Genomic DNA, 17,034 nt, shown 5'->3' on the forward strand with positions numbered 1-17,034 from the left:
TCCGGCTGAAGAGCCGGCATGACTGACCGGCCGGTCCCCGCTGCCCTGCGGTGGCTTGCCGCGTTGGTGGCGCTGTGCGTGGCAGCGGCGGCGATCTCAGGCGCGGTGCTCTATGCGCAGAACCTCGAACAGATCCGCACGCACGCGAACGCCATCACGGGCGGCGACTGGAAGCGCGGCAAGACCGCGCTGCGCCGTTACGGCTGCGGAGGCTGCCATGTCATTCCGCGCCTTGCAGGTGCCAATGGTCAGGTCGGTCCTGACCTGACGGGGATCTCGTCAAGAGCGACACTGGCCGGGAAGCTTCCCAATGGCCCCGCCGCCATGAGGCTCTGGCTCATGCATCCGCAGCACATCGATCCGGGCACCGGCATGCCCGAGCAGGGGATCGACGAGGCCACTGCACGGGACATATCGGCCTATCTCTACGCACACTGACGGATACGCAGAGGCAGATCGTACCCGCAACAGGCCCGCGCTGGCGCAGGCCCAGGCGATCACCTGAGGGCGTATCCGTGGCCGAGCGTCCTCTTCGACGGGAACGCCGCCTCAGCCGATCATCATGAGGCTTGCGTTGCCCCCGGCCGCTGTCGTGTTGATCGAGACCGAGACTTCCTCGAGCAGGCGGGTGCAGGCAGGTCCAGCTTTCTGTGCGTCCCAGCGATGGACCGGCACGATCGGTCCCGCGAGCCCGGCCACATGCTCACAAGCCGCGCGCACTGCTGCTGCATCTCCCTCGACGAGGCAGGCCGCGAAAGGCTCGTCATCTGGTCCGCGAAGTGCCTCTGCCACGGACCGCGGCAGGTCGAGCGGCAGATCGGCGCCATCGACCTTTGCGGTGTTGCCACTCGCCAGAACGGCGGCGATCTGGCCCAGCAGGCCCTCGCGCGTGGCGGGCTTCAGCAGGACACGGCCGCGCGAATGAAGGGCATAGCGGTTGGTTTCGCCGACCGGGCCCGGCAGCAGCATCTCGAAGCCGAGGCCCGTAGTCGCGCCCAGTTCGCGTGCCAGCCGAGCCACCCCGGCGTCGCCCCGGGCATCGAGCCACTCGATGTACGTTGCAAGAACGCCCGGCGCGGTGCCGCCCCGTGGCAGCACCTGCGGCGCATGGCTCACGAGCCGACCTAGGTAGAGCGGCCCTCCCGCCTTTGGTCCGGTGCCGGAGAGGCCGCGCCCGCCGAACGGCTGCACGCCCACCACCGCACCGATCGTGTTGCGATTGACGTATAGGTTGCCCGCCCGCACGCCGACGGTCACTTTCGCCACCGTATCGTCAAGCCGCGTGTGCAGCCCGAAAGTCAGGCCGTAGCCGGTGGCGTTGATGTCCGTCACAAGCTGCGCCAGTTCGCTGCGGCGGAAGCGCAGGACGTGCAGAACCGGCCCGAACACCTCGCGCCCAAGGTCGCGGATCGACGCGACTTCGATGATCGTGGGCGCCACGAAGGTGCCCTGCTGCGTGCCTTGATCCAGGGCGACCTGCTCGACACGGCAGCCCTTGGCCCGCATCGCCTCCACGTGGCGTTCGATACCCTGTTTCGCCTCGGCGGTGATGACCGGCCCGATATCGACGGACAGGCGTTCCGGATTGCCGACCGTGAGCTGCGCCAGCGCTCCCTTCAGCATCGCCAGCGTGCGCTCGGCCACGTCCTCCTGCAGACAGAGGACGCGAAGCGCCGAGCAGCGCTGGCCCGCGCTGTCGAAAGCCGAGGCGATCACATCCGCCACCACCTGCTCGGCAAGGGCGGAGCTGTCCACGATCATTGCGTTCTGGCCGCCGGTTTCGGCGATGAACGGGATAGGCCGGCCCTCGGGCGAAAGGCGCGTGGCAAGCTGGCGCTGGATCAGGCGAGCCACTTCGGTGGAGCCGGTGAACATGACCGCCGCGGTCTCGGGCGCTGCCACGAGTGCGGCGCCAAGTTCGCCCGCGCCGGGCATCAGCTGCAGCGCGTGAGCCGGGACGCCTGCCTCATGGAGGATGCGCACCGCCTCGGCCGCGATCAGGGGCGTTTCCTCTGCCGGCTTGGCGAGAACCGGATTGCCGGCAACGAGCGCGGCACAGACCTGGCCGGTGAAGATCGCCAGCGGGAAGTTCCAGGGGCTGATGCAGACCACCGGCCCGACGGCGATCTGCTCGGGCCCGAAGGTGCGGCGCGCCTCCTCGGCGTAGTAGCGCAGGAAATCGATGGCTTCGCGCACTTCGGCAACGGCGTTCGCAGCTGACTTGCCAGCCTCGCGAATGGCAAGGCCCATCAGCGGGATCATGCGCGCCTGCATCAGGTCGGCGGCTTTCTCGAGGACGGCGGCGCGGGCCTGGACCGGAACCTGCGCCCAATCGCTTCGTGCGGCGCGAGCGACGGCCGCTGCAGCCTCCGCGGGAGCAAGCTCCGTCACGGTTCCCACGATATCGCGGTGGTCTGCGGGGTTGCGCACCGCCCTTGCCTCTCCTTCCGCTCCATCCGCCCGGGCGCTCCAGTCGACGCGAGCGGACGCTTCCAACCCTTCGGCAAGCCCGGCGAGCGCGATTTCGTCGGTGAGGTCGAGCCCCTCGGAATTGCGGCGATCGGGGAACAGCTCGGCCGGCGCCGCGATGAGGTCGTGGCGGGCACCCGGCCAGGGCATCGCGCGCACCACCTCCACAGGATCGGCGACCATATCGGATACGGGAACAGCGGGATCGGCGATCCGGTTGACGAACGAGGAATTGGCCCCGTTCTCCAGCAGGCGTCGCACCAGATAGGCCAGCAGCGTCTCGTGGGTGCCGACCGGCGCATAGATGCGACAGGGCCGGTCGAGCTTTTCCGTCCCCACAACCTGCGAGTAAAGCGCCTCGCCCATACCGTGCAGGCACTGGAACTCGTACTGGCGCTGCGAGAAATCGGGGCCCGCCAGATGGTAGATCGTCGCCAGCGTCTGCGCATTGTGCGTGGCGAACTGGGGGAAGACCTCATGGGGCGCGGCCAGCAGCTTCTTCGCGCAGGCGATATAGGCGACATCGGTATGGATCTTGCGCGTATAGACCGGGAAGTCGGCAAGCCCCTCCACCTGCGCGCGCTTGATCTCGGCATCCCAGTACGCGCCCTTCACAAGGCGAACCATGATCCTTCGACCGGCGCGGCGAGCAAGGTCGACGATCCAGTCGATCACGAAGGGGCAGCGCTTGCCGTAGGCCTGGATGACGAAGCCGAGGCCATCCCAGCCCCTCAGCTCCGGGTCCGTCGCCAGGCTTTCGAGGAGGTCGAGCGAGAGTTCGAGCCGATCCGCCTCCTCCGCGTCGATGTTGAAACCGATGTCGTAGCGTTTGGCAAGCACCGCCAGCCGTTTCACGTCGGGCAGCAGCTCGCCCATGACGCGCCCGGCCTGGGCGCGGACGTAGCGGGGGTGAAGAGCGGAAAGCTTGATCGAGATGCCAGGGCTTGCATAGATACCCTTGCCGCCCGCTGCCTTGCCGATGGCGTGGATCGCGTTCTCGTAATCGGCATAGTAGCGCGCGGCGTCGGCGGCGGTGGTCGCCGCCTCGCCCAGCATGTCGTAGCTGTAGCGGAAACCCTGCGCCTCCAGCTCGCGGGCGCGCTTCACCGCTTCCTCTATGGTCTCGCCCGTCACGAACTGCTCGCCCATCATTCGCATCGCAAGATCGACGCCGCGGCGGATCACTGGCTCGCCAGCCCGTGCGACAAGGCGGGTGAGCGCGGCGCCAAGGCCCCTGTCGTCGACCGAGCCCACCAGCTTGCCGGTGACGACGAGCCCCCAGGTGGCGGCATTGACGAAGAGCGACTTGCCCCCGCCCAGATGACCGCTCCAGTCCCCGTCGGCGATCTTGTCGCGGATCAGGGCGTCGCGCGTGGCATGATCGGGAATGCGCAGCAGCGCTTCGGCCAGGCACATGAGCGCCACGCCTTCCTGGCTGGAAAGCGCATATTCCTGCACCAGTCCCTCGACGCCGGTGCCCTTGTGATTGGCGCGCAGCGTGGTGACAAGGTGCGTCGCGGTCGCGCGCACGGCGGTGCGCATGTCGTCGGGCAGCGCGGCGGCGTCAAGCAGCGGTGCGAGACACTGCTCCTCGTCGCGGCGGCGGGCCTGCGCGATCGCGCGGCGCAGCGGAGAGAGGTCACGGACGGCGGGGGCGAAATCGGCGAAGGGATTGGTCATGTGCGTGCATCCTGCCAGATGTCATCCGGAACGAAGGCTCGCCGCCCCCGCGTGGAGAACCTGACCTGTTCCTATGCGAAACGCCGAAGGGACAAGCGAGGTCCCGCTTTCGCAGGGACGACGAGACATTCAAGGGACACACCGCAGCTATCAGATTCCTTCTTGCCGATCCGACTTTTCAAAGGCATCTGACAGCGCGATTTGACTTAAATCGACCTATCAGGCGGACCGATCGGATGAACAAGCCCGGCAAGCCGGTCGAACTGGATGGACTGGACCGCAAGATCATTGCGGTCCTGCGCGTCGACGGGCGGATCACCGTGACCGACCTTGCCAAGGCGGTGGGCATGTCGAAGACACCGTGCCAGGTCCGCCTGCGACGGCTGATGGAAAGCGGAGTGATCCGCGGCTTTCGCGCAGTCGTCGATCCGGCCAGCCTCGGCCTCGACCATGTCGCCTTCGCGGAAGTGAAGCTGTCGAATACGCGCGAGGCGGCGCTTACGGAATTCAACCGCGCGGTCGCGCGAATTCCCGAGGTGGAGGAATGCCATATGCTGGCCAGCAGCTTCGACTACCTGCTCAAGGTCCGCACCGCCGATATTCGCCGCTATCGAGAGGTCCTGGGAGAGAAAATCTCCAGCTTGCCGCACGTCTCCAGCACTTCCACCTTCGTCGCGATGGAGACGGTGAAAGACGCGAACAGCTGACCGCCAGCGCGACTTGCGCAAGTGCAGAGTGGAGCGCCATCCCGGCGCGGCCGAACGCCGGCCTGCTATGCACGCTCTCCAAAGACTTTCGCCGAGCCGAACATCCCCATCTTGCACTTGCCGGAAAAGTGGGCGCCATCGAAGCGAAGGTCATACTTCAGCGTGATCTTCATGGGCTTTTCCACCTTCATCTCGAACTTCAGCCGATCGCCGGAAAGCGTGCCGCCAGCGAAGTCCTGTCGACCTTCGGGCGCCTCTAGATAGCCTGAGACCGCCTCTCCGACGGTATCGAAGTGTGCGACCATTGCCTGCGGGCCCATCGGCGTCTTGAGCACCATGTTCCAATCGCCATCGATCCCGGCCGCCTGCCCCGGTTCTGCCGAGGGCGGAGCGGCAGCCTCGTCTCCCCCCGCCGGTACCGCCTCGAGAGCCTGCCAATGGACGCGAGTACCCGAGACGTCACGTCCTTCGATCACATCGACGATACGGGCCGGGGTCAGCGGCAGGACCAGTTCGTCGATCTCACCGAATGGGGAGAGCGCGTCCGCGATGGCGTTGACCAGCGTGGGCGGGCCGATGATGCAGCCTCCCTCGCCTACTCCCCTCATGCCGCCGATGGTCCGGGACGGCGTGCTTGCATGGAGGTACTCGAAGTCCGGCACGTCGGAGATAGAGGGCATCAGATAGTCCTTGAAGGTCGCCGCCAGCGGGTTCCCCCGCGCGTCATAGGGCATGTCCTCCAGCAGCACCTGCCCGATAGCCTGTGCCAGTCCTCCCGCAATCTGCCCTTCCACTACTCCGGGATTGATGACCGTGCCGCAATCCTCGGCGCCGATCCAGCGCAGGATCGTCACGAAGCCGGTTTCGGCATCGACCTCCACCATCGCGCAATGCGCGGCGCTGGTCATGGTCATCGGCGGCGGCTGATAGCGATACTGCGCTTCCAGGCCGGAGGCAGCCCCCTCCGGCAGGCGCGCAGGCTCGCCATAGGCGATCTCGGCGATTTCCCGCAACGAGCGGGACATCTCCGGAGCCCCGATGATGTGGACCATGCCCCCCTCGATCGACACGGCATCGACGCTGGCGTTGGAGAGGTGTGCGGCCACCGCGCGCACCTTGTCCGCCAGCATGCGTGCCGCCTGCCACGTCGCCCCGCCTGCGATCACACCCTGGCGGCTCCCAGCCGCGCCGGGCGAGAAGGCGCCGATCGCGCTGTCGCCTTCGTAGACGGTGATTTCCTCGTAGGCGACGCCTAGCTGCTCCGCGATGACCTGCGCCATTGTTGTCGCCGTGCCATGCCCCTGCGAATGGGTGGAGAGCATGGCGACCACTTTGCCGGTCGGCTCGATCCGCAATTGCACCGTCTCGCCAGTCATCGGCGCCATGGACCCCGCAGAACCCGTAGGCTCGATGTAGGTCGCAAAGCCGATGCCGAGATAGCGGCCTTCCACCCGCGCCTCGGCCTGTTCGCGGCGGAATGCGGCATAGTCGATGTTAGCCATCAGCTTCTCCAGGCATTCACCGGGCGTGATGTCCTCGACCGGGATGCCCATGCTGGATGTGTGCGGCTGATCCTCCAGGTAGAGGAGGTTGCGGCGAAGCAGTTCCACAGGGTCAACACCGATCCGTCGCGCCGCCTTGTCGATCAGCGTCTCGCGCACCAGCGACTCCATTGCCCATGGCCCCCGATAGGCGCCAAGGCCCATCGTGTTGGTATACCAGCCCCGCGTAACGAAGCCGTACGCCGGGAGCCGGTAGGCGGGCCACATGAACATGTGGACGGCGATGTTCGCATCCTCGCCCATCGGCCAGGCCCCATTGTTGCAGGCATAGTCACACCAGGCGGCCTGGAAGCGACCGTCTTTGTCTAGTCCGAGCGTCAGCGCGGTGTCCTGCTCGCGCGCGTGGCTTGAGGCGGTGAGACTTTCGAAGCGGTCCTCGATCCATTTTACAGAGCGGCGCAGGATCTTTGCGGCGACGACCACCGCCATCTCCTCGCGCCAGGGGATGTTCTTCAGGCCGAAGCCGCCGCCGACGTCCCGGGCGACCACGCGTATTCCCTCCTGCGGCATTCCAAGCGCCTGCGTCAGGTAACGCGCGGCAAGATGCGGGCTCTGGCAGCCCATCCACACCGTCATCTCCTCGGCCCCATCGGGCGAGGCGACGCAGGCGCGCCCTTCCATCGGCGACTGCGCGATGCGCTGGTGGCGAATGCGCGTGGAGACCACATGAGCACAGTCGTCGAGAAGAGGCTGGATCGCCTCGAGTGCATCCTCGTCGCCCATTTCCGCCGCGATGTTGTCTTCCCGCCCGGGGTGAACCAGCGGTCCCGTCTTCGCATCGGCGATGGTGACGAGCGGGGTCTCCTCGTCCACCACGACCTCGACGAGCGAGGCCGCGTCCTCCGCCTGAGCGCGGCTATGTGCGATGACCATGACGACGGGATCGCCAACGCAGGCAACCCGGCCATCGGCCAGCAGCGTCACCGGGCTTTCGATCGGCGTGAAGAAGAAGCTGAGCATCTTCACCGGGACCGTGGCAAGATCCGCCTGCGTCAGGATCGCGTGAACGCCGGGCATCTCGCGCGCAGCCTCCAGCTCGATGGAGACGATCCGTCCACGCGCGACGGCGGAGCGCACGAAAGCGACGTGAAGCATGCCCGGCAGTCGCACGTCGTCGGTGAACTGGCCGCGCCCGGTGAGCAGCCGCCCGTCCTCCTTGCGCGGCTGGCGGGAGCCGACGTAACGGGCAGCGCCCACGCTCTTCGTCTGCACGTTCACGCCACTGCCTCCGCTTCGTCCGCTGCCGGCTGGTGGCCGGAAAGCTGACGAATAGCGCGGCGGATGCCCTGGTAGCCGGTGCAGCGACAGATATGGCCGGACATCGCCCTGACGAGCGCGTTTTCCCTCGCGCCCTCTCCCGCGCCAGCCTCCTCCTGCATGACGCACGCCAGCGAGATGGCGATTCCCGGGGTGCAGAAGCCGCACTGGAGGCCGAAGTTGTCCCTCAGCGCCTGCTGTACCGGATGCAGGGTGCCGTCTGCCTCTGCCAGTCCTTCGATCGTGGTGATCTGCGCCCCATCCACCTGAACCGCGAGCATCAGGCATGAGCGCACGGCCGCGCCATCGACCATGACCGTACAGGCGCCGCAGACCCCGTGCTCGCAGCCCAGGTGCGTGCCGGTATAGCCCAGTCCTTCGCGCAGGAACTCCCCAAGGCTGGTGCGAGCCTCCACCCGCGCAGCGTGGCGGTGGCCATTGACGGTTACTTCGATGCCATGCTCGCTCATGCGGCGCTCCTGATGTCCAGCGTCTCGCGCAGGGTGCGGGCGAAGATGCGCAGGCCCACGGTGCGGCGGTATTCGGCGCTGGCGTGATGATCGTCGAACGGCGCTGCGTCCGCCACGGCAAGCCTGGCGACCCGCTCGACGTCGATCCCGGCGAGCGCGGTGCCGACGAGGGCATCTTCGGCCTGGTTCGCGGCGATCGGCGTCGGCCCCATCCCGAACCATGCGATGCCTGCGCGCGAAACGGCTCCGCGCTCGACTGCCAGTGCGCCGACCAGCCCTACAAGCGCGAAGTCTCCCGGGCGCCGCGCCACTTCGCGGAAAAGCATAAAGTGCCCCTCCGGCCAGTCCGGATAGAGAATACCGGTGACGAGTTCGTCAGGCTCGAGCACGGTCATGTAGGGACCGACGTAGAACTCGCGCGCGGGAACCTGCCGGGTGCCACGAACCGACGCGATCTCGATCAGGGCGCCGAGCGCCACGGCGGCAGCGGGCATCTCCGCTGCCGGTTCGCCAAGCGCGATCGAGCCGCCCACGGTCCCGCGAGTGCGCGTCTGATAATGACCGACGTGGCCGAGCGCGGCGACAACGACTGGCAAGTGCCGCGCCAGCGTGTCGTCGGCGAGAGCATCCGCCTGCCGTGTCCCCGCGCCAATCCTCGTCCCGCCTTCCACGCGCGAGATGCCGCGCAGCCCGTCGATGCCGTTGATGTCCACGACGACGAATGGCTGGCTCATCCGCAAATTGAGCAGCGGCACGAGGGTCTGGCCGCCCGCGATTACGGTGGCCCCGCCGCCTGCCTCGGCAAGAATGCGGCAGGCTTCCGCCACGCTCGCCGGTCGCACATAGTCGAACGGCGCGGGCTTCACGTTCCGCAGCCCCGGCGTCCCGCCTCATAGGCACAGGCGGCAGTGACGACGATCAGCACCAGCGCCAGCAGCGTCGCCGTCGTGGAGCCCGTCTGGCCGAACATGTAGCCCACTACGAGCGCCATCACCACCGCCGCAACCCATCCCCACAAGGGCACGGGCGCGGCCACTGCCTGCGTCCGGACCGGAGAGGCCGCGACGGGCGTATCCGCCACCCCGGCCGCCATCCCCACGTCGGCAGCCATGCCTGACTTCGCGACGCCCCGCGCGTCTTCCCCGACGACCTCTCCGAACTTCGCGAAGAACTTGCCGGCGAGGTTCTTCGCTGTCGCATCGATGATCGGCCCGCCGAGCTGCGCCATCCGCCCGGCCACCTCCGCATCCACATCGTAGGAGACCAGCGTCTCTCCGCTTCCCGCATCCGAGAGGCGAACCCGGGCGCCGCCCTTTGCCGAACCCGCGATGCCGCCGGTGCCCGACCCGCTGATCGTGTAGCCATTGGGTCCATCCACGTCGGAGAGCTGGACCGCGCCCTTGAAGCGTGCCCCGATGGGGCCGATCCGTACTTCGGCAATGGCGGTGAAACGGTCATCCCCATCGCGCTCCAGGCTCTGGCAACCCGGGATGCACTGCGCCAGGACAGCCGGATCGTTGAGCGCTTCCCACACCCTGTCACGCGGCGCCGCGATCCGCTGCTCGCCCGTCATCTGCATTCCCGGCTCTCCCCTCGAAGCGTTCATGGCCCGATTGCGGCACGTGCTTCCATTTTTCCGGATTGAACGACGGGACGACCTGCGATGCAAGCACTTATGAGCGATCATGGCTCTTAATTGGGAAACTGCTGCGATACCGCCTCAGCGTTGCTCGGTTCCGGTTCCGGGGTAAGGAGCTTGGGCGACTACCCCGCCCTGGCGATGCAGGCGGCCGCCCCGCTGGCCGCCCGCGCAGCGGCGCGCTAGCAAGCGGAGCAGGCGCCCAGCCAGCGGCGCAAAGACCTTGAGGAGAAAGCATGAGCACTCCGTCGCCGCAGCAGAGCGGAACCGTTGTCATCACCGGTGCTGCCGGCGGAATGGGCAGGCCCGCCGCCGAGCGCTTCGCCGCGCAGGGGCGCCCGCTGCTGCTATGCGACCTGAACGCCGAGCGAGTGGAGGCCCTCGCCCACGAACTGCGCCCCTCGGCGGGCAGCGTAGACGTTCTCGCGGACGACATCGCCGCGCCGGAGTTTCCCGGCCGCGTGGTGGACGCCCTTGGCGACGCGCCGCTTTCCGCGCTCATTCACACGGCCGGGCTTTCGCCGACGATGAGCGATGGCCGCCGGATCTTCGAGGTCAATTATCACGCCACCGTGCGTCTCGTGGATGCCTTGCGCCCCCGTTTCGAAGCGGGCGGCTCCGCAGTCCTGATCTCCTCCGTCTCGGCTTACATGCTTGCCGACATGGCCCTCCTCGATGCCGTTCGCGCTTTCGTGATGACCGGGGAGGACGCGGCCATCGCCGGGCACATGGAGAGCCCGGGAATGAGCTACGCCCTGTCCAAGCGCGCGGTCATCACCTTCGTCGAGCGGGAGGCGGCGGCTTTCGGGGCGCTGGGGCTTCGCATCGCATCGATCGCGCCCGGTTTCATCGACACGCCGATGGGAATGGCGGAGGCGGAAGAGAACGCCCAGCTTCGCAGCCTGCTCGGCATGGTTCCGCAGCAACGGATGGGCCATGGCGACGAGATCGCCTCCGTCGCCGAATTCCTGTGCTCTCCGGCCGCCTCCTATATCAGTGGCACCGATATACGGGTGGATGGCGGGATCATCGGGCTGCTTTCCACGAAGAGATAGGCGGCAGACGGAGCGACGAACTGCAAGCTTCGCGCGCGGGTTTCGCGTTCCCCCGCGCTCCGCACAGACGATCAGCGTTTACTCGTGGTCGAGGTACTTCACCTCGAGGAAGCGGCGCCGCGTCGCCAGTGCATCAATGTCGCCGCGAGAGAGGTCGACGCTCATCGCCTCGATCTGGTCGGCGATCACGGCGAGGCCATCGACCAGTTCCTCAGAGGGGCTGGTCCCGGCGGCGCCCGGCTTGCCGCGAAGCGATGGGGGGATGCGGGTATAGCTGTCCACCATGGCGGGCAGATGCTCGGCCAGTAGCTTGCGCACCTCGCGCGCGGCGGGGCCGCGCTCGTCCAGCGTGGCGAGCTGCGGCGCCAGCTGTTCGAGCCGCACGCCGATCATGTCCACCGCATCCACCGCGGCATGGGGCAGCGCGCGGCGGCGGCCTTCCAGCCACAGCTCGGTCGAGCCGGCAAGCTCGGGAAGGCTTGCAGCGCCCAGGTCCTCCACATGGGTTCGCGGGCTGGCCGGGTAGATCGACAGCACGATGAACACCGCAACGCCCAGAAGCACCGTCAGCAGGGTCGCCATGAAGGAGACCCCGCCAAGCGCCAGCGCCGCGACGAGCCCCGCGATATAGATCCCCGCCATTGCCAGGAACGCGCGACGCACGCGGCGTCCGCGATGGCGCCACAGCTCCTTGCGGGCATTGTAGAGGCGGATCGAGCGCTGCCTGCGCGCGGCGCGCACGATGTCCTGCGAGACGCGCCTGGTGGACGGAACCTGTGCCATCGCGAGTTAGTCCAAAGCCTCCAGCAGCGACTTGGTGCCGGTGCCATCGCCCGCCGTGAGCCCTTCGGACTGGCCTTGCGCCCGGGCGATGTAGGCCTTGGACTTGCCCACCTCTCCTTCAAGCGCGGTCACAGTCTGCTTCATCGAATCGAGCGCCTTCATCTTGAAGGTGTCGATTGAATCCATGGTATCGTAGATGTTCTGGAACGCGCGGCTCAGCGTTTCCAGCGGGATCGTCGAGTTCGCTGCCTGCTCGTGAATCCGGGCGGTGTTGTCCTTCAGCATCTGGCCGGTGGCGTCGATGATGCTGGCGGTGGTGGTGTTGAGCGCGGTGATCTGTTCCAGCACCAGCTTCTGGTTCGCCATCGCCTGCGCCACAGTGACCGCCGTGCGCAGCGCGCCGACCGTGGTGGTGGAGGCGCGATCGACGCCTTTCACCAGCTCGATGTTGTTCTTCTTCACGAGGTCGAGCGCGAGATAGCCCTGCACCGAGACGGCCAGCTGCGTCAGCAGGTCCTGCGTGCGCTGGCGCACATAGAACAGCGCGGATTCGCGAACCGCCTTGGCCTTTGCCGGATCGGTATGGTCGAGGTCGTTGGCCTTGTCCTCAAGCGCCTGGTCCAGAGCGCGGGACATGTAGATCATCTGCTCCAGCTTGCCGAGCGCGGCCCACAGGTTCTGCCGCTCCACGTCGATCGCGGCATTGTCCATCAGCAGCTCGTCCTTGCCGCCCTGCAGGCGTGCGAGGATGGCGCTGATGTGGCTTTGCGAGCTGGCGTAGCTGTCGAAGTAGTTGCGCAGCTTGTTGCCGAAGGGAATGACCCCGAAGAGCTTGCGCGGCGCCATCAGGTTGCCCTGCCGCGAGGGGTCGAGCGCCTCGACCGTGCGGCGCAATTCGGCAAGGTCGGCGCCCACGCCCTCGTCCTTGCCCATCGCCCGCACCGGCCTGTCGAGGAAGCGGTTGGAATGGGCCGAGGCGTCGGCGATTTCCTTGCGCCCCATGTTCGTCAGCTGGTCGACCCGGCGCCCGAACTCGGGCGAACTGGCGTCCTGCGACACGAGATCGTCGACGAACTCCGCCACGCGCACCTGCAGCTTGGACTTCACCTCGTCGCCCACGGGCACGAGCCCTGCCGCCCGTTCCGGCTGGACGGTGGGCACGGGATCGGGCGGGGTCAGCTTCAGTTCGCCTGCAGTATCGGTGCTCGTGCTGGTGGCACTGGTCGCCATTGGAAGCCAAATCCTCGTGAAAAACCCGGGTCTGCCGGAAATCTATGGGTCCCTCCGCCGGACTACAAGGAAAACCGGAAAGACCGCTCCCTCATTCCTCGACGAACGGCGAACCCGGATCGACCATGAACATGGAATCGTCGCGCGCCACCGCGCCAAGCGCAAGGCCCGCCGCCCGGGCCCGGCGGACAGCGAGGTCGGTAGGCGCCGAAACGGTCACCAGCAGCGGCACGCCTGCGCGCACGGTCTTCTCGACAAGCTCGTAGGAGCAGCGCGAGGTCATCACGATGAAGCCCCGGGCAGGGTCGATCCCCTGCCGGGCAAGCGCCCCCACCAGCTTGTCGAGCGCGTTGTGCCGCCCCACGTCCTCACGCACGATCAGCATGCCGCCCGCCTCGTCGCAGAACGCGGCTGCGTGCGTCGCGCGTGTCTCCCGGCCGAGCGCCTGCCCCTCGCGCATGGCGGCGAGCGCGCGTTCAATCGCCTGCGGAGCCGCTTCGCTCCGCCTGCGAAGCGGCGGCAAGGGGCGCAGCGCTGCCTCCACGCCTTCTATCCCGCAGATGCCGCAGGAGCTGTCCCCCACCCTTCGCCGCGCTCGCTCCAGGATCGGGCCGAGCCGTTCGACCGGCAGATTGACGCGCGCGACATAGCCGGTGCCCCATTCGCCGTTCGCGCTGGCGTGAAGCGCCACTTCGCCGATCTCCTCCGCCCGCGCGAGCCCTTCGGCCATCAGGAAGCCGGTGACAAAATCCTGGAGGTCGAGCGGCGTCGCCATCATCACGGCATAGGCGATGCCATTCGTCTCGATGGCCACGGGCGCCTCCACGGGAACCGGCAAGTCCCGGCGCGCGCGTTCGCCGTCGGTATAGTCGCTGCGCCAAACGGACACGGTGACGGCGCCATGGATATCGTCTTCAGGGTTCAGCGTTCACACTCCCGATCAGGTTTGCGCAATGTCGAACCGACGGGAGCGGATCGCAAGCCCGCCACGTTGAAGACCGGCAACCCGCCGCAGTTCGCGCAGCGGGCGACGGCAGGAATGTATCCGACTTTGGATACCGCCTGCCACATAACATTGAAATTGCGCGTTTTTCTTGGGTGAATAACATCCTCGCATCGCTCTGGCGGTACGCCTCGGCGATGATCCGGAGTGCAAGTTGCCCACAGGGAAGGCCGTTTTGCCTTGCGGGTCGTGCGCGGATTCCTCTAATGGGCGCGCCTCGTACCGGCACCGGCACCTTGAAACGGGGCAACCGGGGTCGCTTGCCGGACGTGCCCGAGACACCGCCCCATTTCGACGGCGGCGGGGTTTCGTCGACCCTTTATCTGCTTAGATTGGTACGAACCGTAATGAGTTGGCTCAGCAAGGTACGCAATTCGCTTTCGAGCCTGTCGAAGCGCGACACGCCGGACACCCTGTGGATGAAGTGCCCGAGCTGCGGCGAGATGCTGTTCGCGAAGGACTTCGAGGCCAACCTGTCCGTCTGCCCCAAGTGCGAGCACCATGGCCGCATTGGTACGCAGGCCCGCTTCGACCAGCTGCTGGATGCCGGCTACACCGTTCTTGCCACGCCCAAGGTTCCCGAGAACCCGCTGAACTTCCGCGATACGAAGAAGTATCCCGACCGCCTCAAGGCCGCCCGGGCCGCCAACCCCTTCCCCGACGCGCTGACCAATGCGCTCGGCACGATCGAGGGTGCGAAAGCCGTGCTCGGCGTGCAGGACTTCAAGTTCATGGGCGGCTCGATGGGCATGGCCGTGGGCGAGGCGTTCGTGGCCGGCGCGGAGCGGGCGATCGCCGAGAAGTGCGCTTACATCATCCTGACCGCTGCTGGCGGCGCGCGCATGCAGGAGGGCATCCTCTCGCTCATGCAGATGCCCAAGACCACGGTCGCCACTCGCCGCCTCGCCGCAGCGGGCCTCCCTTACATCGTAGTCCTGACCGATCCCACGACCGGCGGCGTCACCGCCAGCTACGCCATGCTGGGGGACGTCCAGATCGCCGAGCCCGGCGCGCTCATCGGCTTTGCCGGCCAGCGGGTGATCCAGGACACGATCCGAGAAAAACTCCCCGACGGCTTCCAGCGCGCCGAGTACCTCCATGCCCATGGCATGGTCGACATGGTGGTCCACCGCAAGGACCTCAAAGGCACGCTGGCAACGCTCCTCGGTTACCTTGCACGAAAGGAAGTCGCGTGAATATCGATAGCGCCCTGGTTCGCGAACTCGCCGAGCTGCTGGCCGAAACCGGCCTGTCCGAAATCGAGGTCGAGGATGGCGAGCGCAAGATCCGCGTCTCGCGCCAGATGATCCAGCAGATGGCCGCCGCCATCCCGGCAGCTGCTCCCGCAGCCGCACCCGCGCCCGCCGCTGCCGAGGCGGCGCCCGTGGCAGCCGCTGCGGTACCCGTCGATGCGGTCAAGTCGCCGATGGTCGGCACCGTCTATCTCGCCGCAGAGCCGGGCGCGCCCGACTTCATCTCGGTGGGCAAGGCCGTGAAGGCAGGAGACGTGCTGCTCATCGTCGAGGCCATGAAGGTCATGAACCAGATCACCGCGCCCAAGTCTGGCACCGTGACCGCCATCCTCGTCGACAACCAGCAGCCGGTCGAATTCGACCAGCCGCTCGTCGTGATCGGCTGAGAGCGGGACTGACATGGCCATCAAGCGCCTCCTGATTGCCAACCGCGGCGAAATCGCGCTGCGCATCCACCGCGCCGCGCGCGAGATGGGCATCGAGACCGTCGCGGTGCACTCCACCGCCGATGCCGACGCGATGCACGTGCGCCTTGCCGACCATGCCGTGTGCATCGGCCCGCCGGCCGCCAAGGACAGCTACCTCAACGTCGCCGCGATCATCTCGGCCGCCGAGATCACGCAGGCCGACGCGATCCATCCGGGCTACGGCTTCCTGTCCGAGAACGCCCGTTTTGCCGAGATCGTCGAGGCGCATGGCCTGAAGTGGGTCGGCCCCAAGCCCGAGCACATCCGCACGATGGGCGACAAGGTGGAAGCCAAGCGCACCGCAGGCGCGCTCGGCCTGCCGCTGGTGCCCGGCTCCGACGGCGCGATCGAGGACTTCGACGAGGCGCGTGCGCTGGCCGAGACGATCGGCTACCCGGTTATCATCAAGGCGGCATCGGGCGGCGGCGGTCGCGGCATGAAGGTCGTGAACTCGGCCGAGGAGCTGGAAAGCCAGATGGGCCAGGCCCGCTCGGAGGCCAAGGCGGCTTTCGGCGACGCCACGGTCTACATGGAAAAGTACCTCGGCAACCCGCGTCACATCGAATTCCAGGTCTTCGGCGACGGCAACGGCGCGGCGGTCCATCTTGGCGAGCGCGACTGCTCGCTGCAGCGCCGCCACCAGAAGGTGCTGGAAGAAGCGCCCTCGCCCGTCATCACCCCCGAAGAACGCGACCGCATGGGCGGCATCGTTTCCAAGGCGATGGCGGACATGGGCTATCGCGGCGCCGGCACCATCGAGTTCCTCTGGGAAAACGGCGAGTTCTACTTCATCGAGATGAACACCCGCCTGCAGGTGGAGCATCCGGTGACCGAGGCGATCACCGGCGTCGACCTGGTGCGCGAGCAGATCCGCATCGCCGACGGCCAGGCGCTTTCGTTCAAGCAGGACGAGATCGAGTTCAAGGGCCACGCCATCGAGTGCCGGATCAACGCGGAAGATCCCTGGAACTTCACGCCCTCGCCGGGCCAGGTGACGAACTACCACGCGGCCGGCGGCATGAACGTGCGCGTCGATTCGGGCCTCTACTCCGGCTACCGTATCCCGCCTTACTACGATTCGATGATCGGCAAGCTGATCGTCTCGGGCCGCAGCCGCAACGGCGCGATCATGCGCCTCAAGCGCGCGCTCGAGGAAATGGTGATCGACGGCGTCAAGACCTCGATCCCCTTGCATCAGGCGCTGCTCGACGATCCCGAGTTCAAGAGCGGCGACTACACGATCAAGTGGCTGGAAGAATGGCTCGCCAAGCGGGCCGCCGACTGAGTTCGTGGGGCGGGCACTCCGGGGCCCGCCCCGCGCCAACCCTCACCCTGAAGGTGCTTCAGGGTCCATTCCCCGGTTCGCGCGGCGGGCCGATCGGCGAGATGGATCCAGGCACACGTTCGGGATGCGGTGAGTGAATGCAATGTGGTGTCGTCCCCTTGTGGCGACGACGGT

General features: G+C 67.1%; 15 protein-coding genes. 7 read left to right on the top strand and 8 right to left on the bottom strand.

The features are described from left to right. Positions 1 to 18 precede the first annotated feature (18 nt). Positions 19 to 438, top strand: a complete 420-nt coding sequence (locus tag GR702_RS05630) for a c-type cytochrome (RefSeq protein WP_160984993.1) — start codon at positions 19 to 21, stop codon at positions 436 to 438. A gap of 111 nt (positions 439 to 549) precedes the next feature. Here GR702_RS05630 and putA read toward each other — a convergent pair whose 3' ends face one another. Further along, positions 550 to 4,149: a trifunctional transcriptional regulator/proline dehydrogenase/L-glutamate gamma-semialdehyde dehydrogenase gene (gene putA / locus GR702_RS05635; protein ID WP_160984994.1), complete on the bottom strand. Its 3,600-nt coding sequence runs from the start codon at positions 4,147 to 4,149 to the stop codon at positions 550 to 552. Positions 4,150 to 4,385: 236 nt separating this feature from the next. Between putA and GR702_RS05640 the strand changes: the two genes are divergently transcribed. Next, a complete protein-coding gene (locus GR702_RS05640) occupies positions 4,386 to 4,856 on the top strand; it encodes an Lrp/AsnC family transcriptional regulator (protein ID WP_160984995.1) in 471 nt (156 codons plus the stop codon). A 65-nt stretch (positions 4,857 to 4,921) separates the two neighbouring features. On the opposite strand, the gene GR702_RS05645 is transcribed toward GR702_RS05640, so the two are convergent. Genes GR702_RS05645 through GR702_RS05660 form a run of 4 tightly spaced genes read right to left on the bottom strand, consistent with a single transcriptional unit; the run spans position 4,922 to position 9,724 of the window. Next, positions 4,922 to 7,630 carry a xanthine dehydrogenase family protein molybdopterin-binding subunit gene (locus tag GR702_RS05645; protein ID WP_419880283.1) on the bottom strand — a complete coding sequence of 903 codons (2,709 nt, stop codon included), beginning with the start codon at positions 7,628 to 7,630 and terminating at the stop codon, positions 4,922 to 4,924. 2 nt (positions 7,631 to 7,632) lie between these two features. Continuing rightward, positions 7,633 to 8,145 (bottom strand): (2Fe-2S)-binding protein, encoded by a 513-nt coding sequence (locus GR702_RS05650; RefSeq protein WP_160984997.1) that lies wholly within the window; start codon positions 8,143 to 8,145, stop codon positions 7,633 to 7,635. Next, a complete protein-coding gene (locus GR702_RS05655) occupies positions 8,142 to 9,011 on the bottom strand; it encodes an FAD binding domain-containing protein (protein ID WP_160984998.1) in 870 nt (289 codons plus the stop codon). The genes GR702_RS05650 and GR702_RS05655 overlap by 4 nt, the downstream gene beginning before the upstream one ends. Beyond that, complete coding sequence (locus GR702_RS05660) at positions 9,008 to 9,724, bottom strand: SRPBCC family protein (RefSeq protein WP_160984999.1); 717 nt, start codon at positions 9,722 to 9,724, stop codon at positions 9,008 to 9,010. Before GR702_RS05660 ends, GR702_RS05655 begins: the two co-directional genes overlap by 4 nt. A gap of 296 nt (positions 9,725 to 10,020) precedes the next feature. Here GR702_RS05660 and GR702_RS05665 point away from each other — a divergent pair, with 296 nt between their 5' ends. After that, complete coding sequence (locus GR702_RS05665; protein ID WP_160985000.1) at positions 10,021 to 10,839, top strand: SDR family NAD(P)-dependent oxidoreductase; 819 nt, start codon at positions 10,021 to 10,023, stop codon at positions 10,837 to 10,839. Between the two features lie 78 nt (positions 10,840 to 10,917). Here the strand turns inward: GR702_RS05665 and GR702_RS05670 are convergent, their stop codons facing one another. The 3 genes from GR702_RS05670 to fdhD form a co-directional block, all read right to left on the bottom strand. Continuing rightward, a complete protein-coding gene (locus GR702_RS05670) occupies positions 10,918 to 11,622 on the bottom strand; it encodes a hypothetical protein (RefSeq protein WP_160985001.1) in 705 nt (234 codons plus the stop codon). Positions 11,623 to 11,628: 6 nt separating this feature from the next. Continuing rightward, positions 11,629 to 12,852, bottom strand: a complete 1,224-nt coding sequence (locus tag GR702_RS05675; RefSeq protein WP_160985002.1) for a toxic anion resistance protein — start codon at positions 12,850 to 12,852, stop codon at positions 11,629 to 11,631. A 91-nt stretch (positions 12,853 to 12,943) separates the two neighbouring features. Further along, the gene (fdhD, locus tag GR702_RS05680; RefSeq protein WP_337192534.1) at positions 12,944 to 13,741 is read right to left on the bottom strand and encodes a formate dehydrogenase accessory sulfurtransferase FdhD; all 798 of its coding nucleotides are present in this window, start codon (positions 13,739 to 13,741) and stop codon (positions 12,944 to 12,946) included. Between the two features lie 12 nt (positions 13,742 to 13,753). Between fdhD and GR702_RS05685 the strand changes: the two genes are divergently transcribed. The 4 genes from GR702_RS05685 to accC all read left to right on the top strand — a co-directional run bounded on the left by GR702_RS05685 (position 13,754) and on the right by accC (position 16,860). Continuing rightward, positions 13,754 to 13,954, top strand: a complete 201-nt coding sequence (locus GR702_RS05685) for a hypothetical protein (protein ID WP_160985003.1) — start codon at positions 13,754 to 13,756, stop codon at positions 13,952 to 13,954. A gap of 248 nt (positions 13,955 to 14,202) precedes the next feature. Next, positions 14,203 to 15,051 carry an acetyl-CoA carboxylase, carboxyltransferase subunit beta gene (gene accD / locus GR702_RS05690; protein ID WP_160985004.1) on the top strand — a complete coding sequence of 283 codons (849 nt, stop codon included), beginning with the start codon at positions 14,203 to 14,205 and terminating at the stop codon, positions 15,049 to 15,051. After that, a complete protein-coding gene (accB, locus tag GR702_RS05695) occupies positions 15,048 to 15,494 on the top strand; it encodes an acetyl-CoA carboxylase biotin carboxyl carrier protein (protein ID WP_160985005.1) in 447 nt (148 codons plus the stop codon). Before accD ends, accB begins: the two co-directional genes overlap by 4 nt. Positions 15,495 to 15,507: 13 nt before the next feature. Beyond that, a complete protein-coding gene (gene accC, locus GR702_RS05700) occupies positions 15,508 to 16,860 on the top strand; it encodes an acetyl-CoA carboxylase biotin carboxylase subunit (RefSeq protein WP_160985006.1) in 1,353 nt (450 codons plus the stop codon). Positions 16,861 to 17,034 lie beyond the last annotated feature (174 nt).

Origin of the sequence: Novosphingobium silvae (assembly GCF_009856825.1) — a bacterium.
Taxonomy (GTDB): Bacteria; Pseudomonadota; Alphaproteobacteria; order Sphingomonadales; family Sphingomonadaceae; genus Novosphingobium; species Novosphingobium silvae.

Bases quoted from the DNA above. Each gene is read 5' to 3' on its own strand.
- GR702_RS05630 (WP_160984993.1), top strand. From the start codon at position 19: ATGACTGACCGGCCGGTCCCCGCTGCCCTGCGGTGGCTTGCCGCGTTG.
- putA (WP_160984994.1), bottom strand. From the start codon at position 4,149: ATGACCAATCCCTTCGCCGATTTCGCCCCCGCCGTCCGTGACCTCTCT.
- GR702_RS05640 (WP_160984995.1), top strand. From the start codon at position 4,386: ATGAACAAGCCCGGCAAGCCGGTCGAACTGGATGGACTGGACCGCAAG.
- GR702_RS05650 (WP_160984997.1), bottom strand. From the start codon at position 8,145: ATGAGCGAGCATGGCATCGAAGTAACCGTCAATGGCCACCGCCACGCT.
- GR702_RS05660 (WP_160984999.1), bottom strand. From the start codon at position 9,724: ATGCAGATGACGGGCGAGCAGCGGATCGCGGCGCCGCGTGACAGGGTG.
- GR702_RS05665 (WP_160985000.1), top strand. From the start codon at position 10,021: ATGAGCACTCCGTCGCCGCAGCAGAGCGGAACCGTTGTCATCACCGGT.
- GR702_RS05670 (WP_160985001.1), bottom strand. From the start codon at position 11,622: ATGGCACAGGTTCCGTCCACCAGGCGCGTCTCGCAGGACATCGTGCGC.
- GR702_RS05675 (WP_160985002.1), bottom strand. From the start codon at position 12,852: ATGGCGACCAGTGCCACCAGCACGAGCACCGATACTGCAGGCGAACTG.
- GR702_RS05685 (WP_160985003.1), top strand. From the start codon at position 13,754: ATGGATATCGTCTTCAGGGTTCAGCGTTCACACTCCCGATCAGGTTTG.
- accD (WP_160985004.1), top strand. From the start codon at position 14,203: ATGAGTTGGCTCAGCAAGGTACGCAATTCGCTTTCGAGCCTGTCGAAG.
- accC (WP_160985006.1), top strand. From the start codon at position 15,508: ATGGCCATCAAGCGCCTCCTGATTGCCAACCGCGGCGAAATCGCGCTG.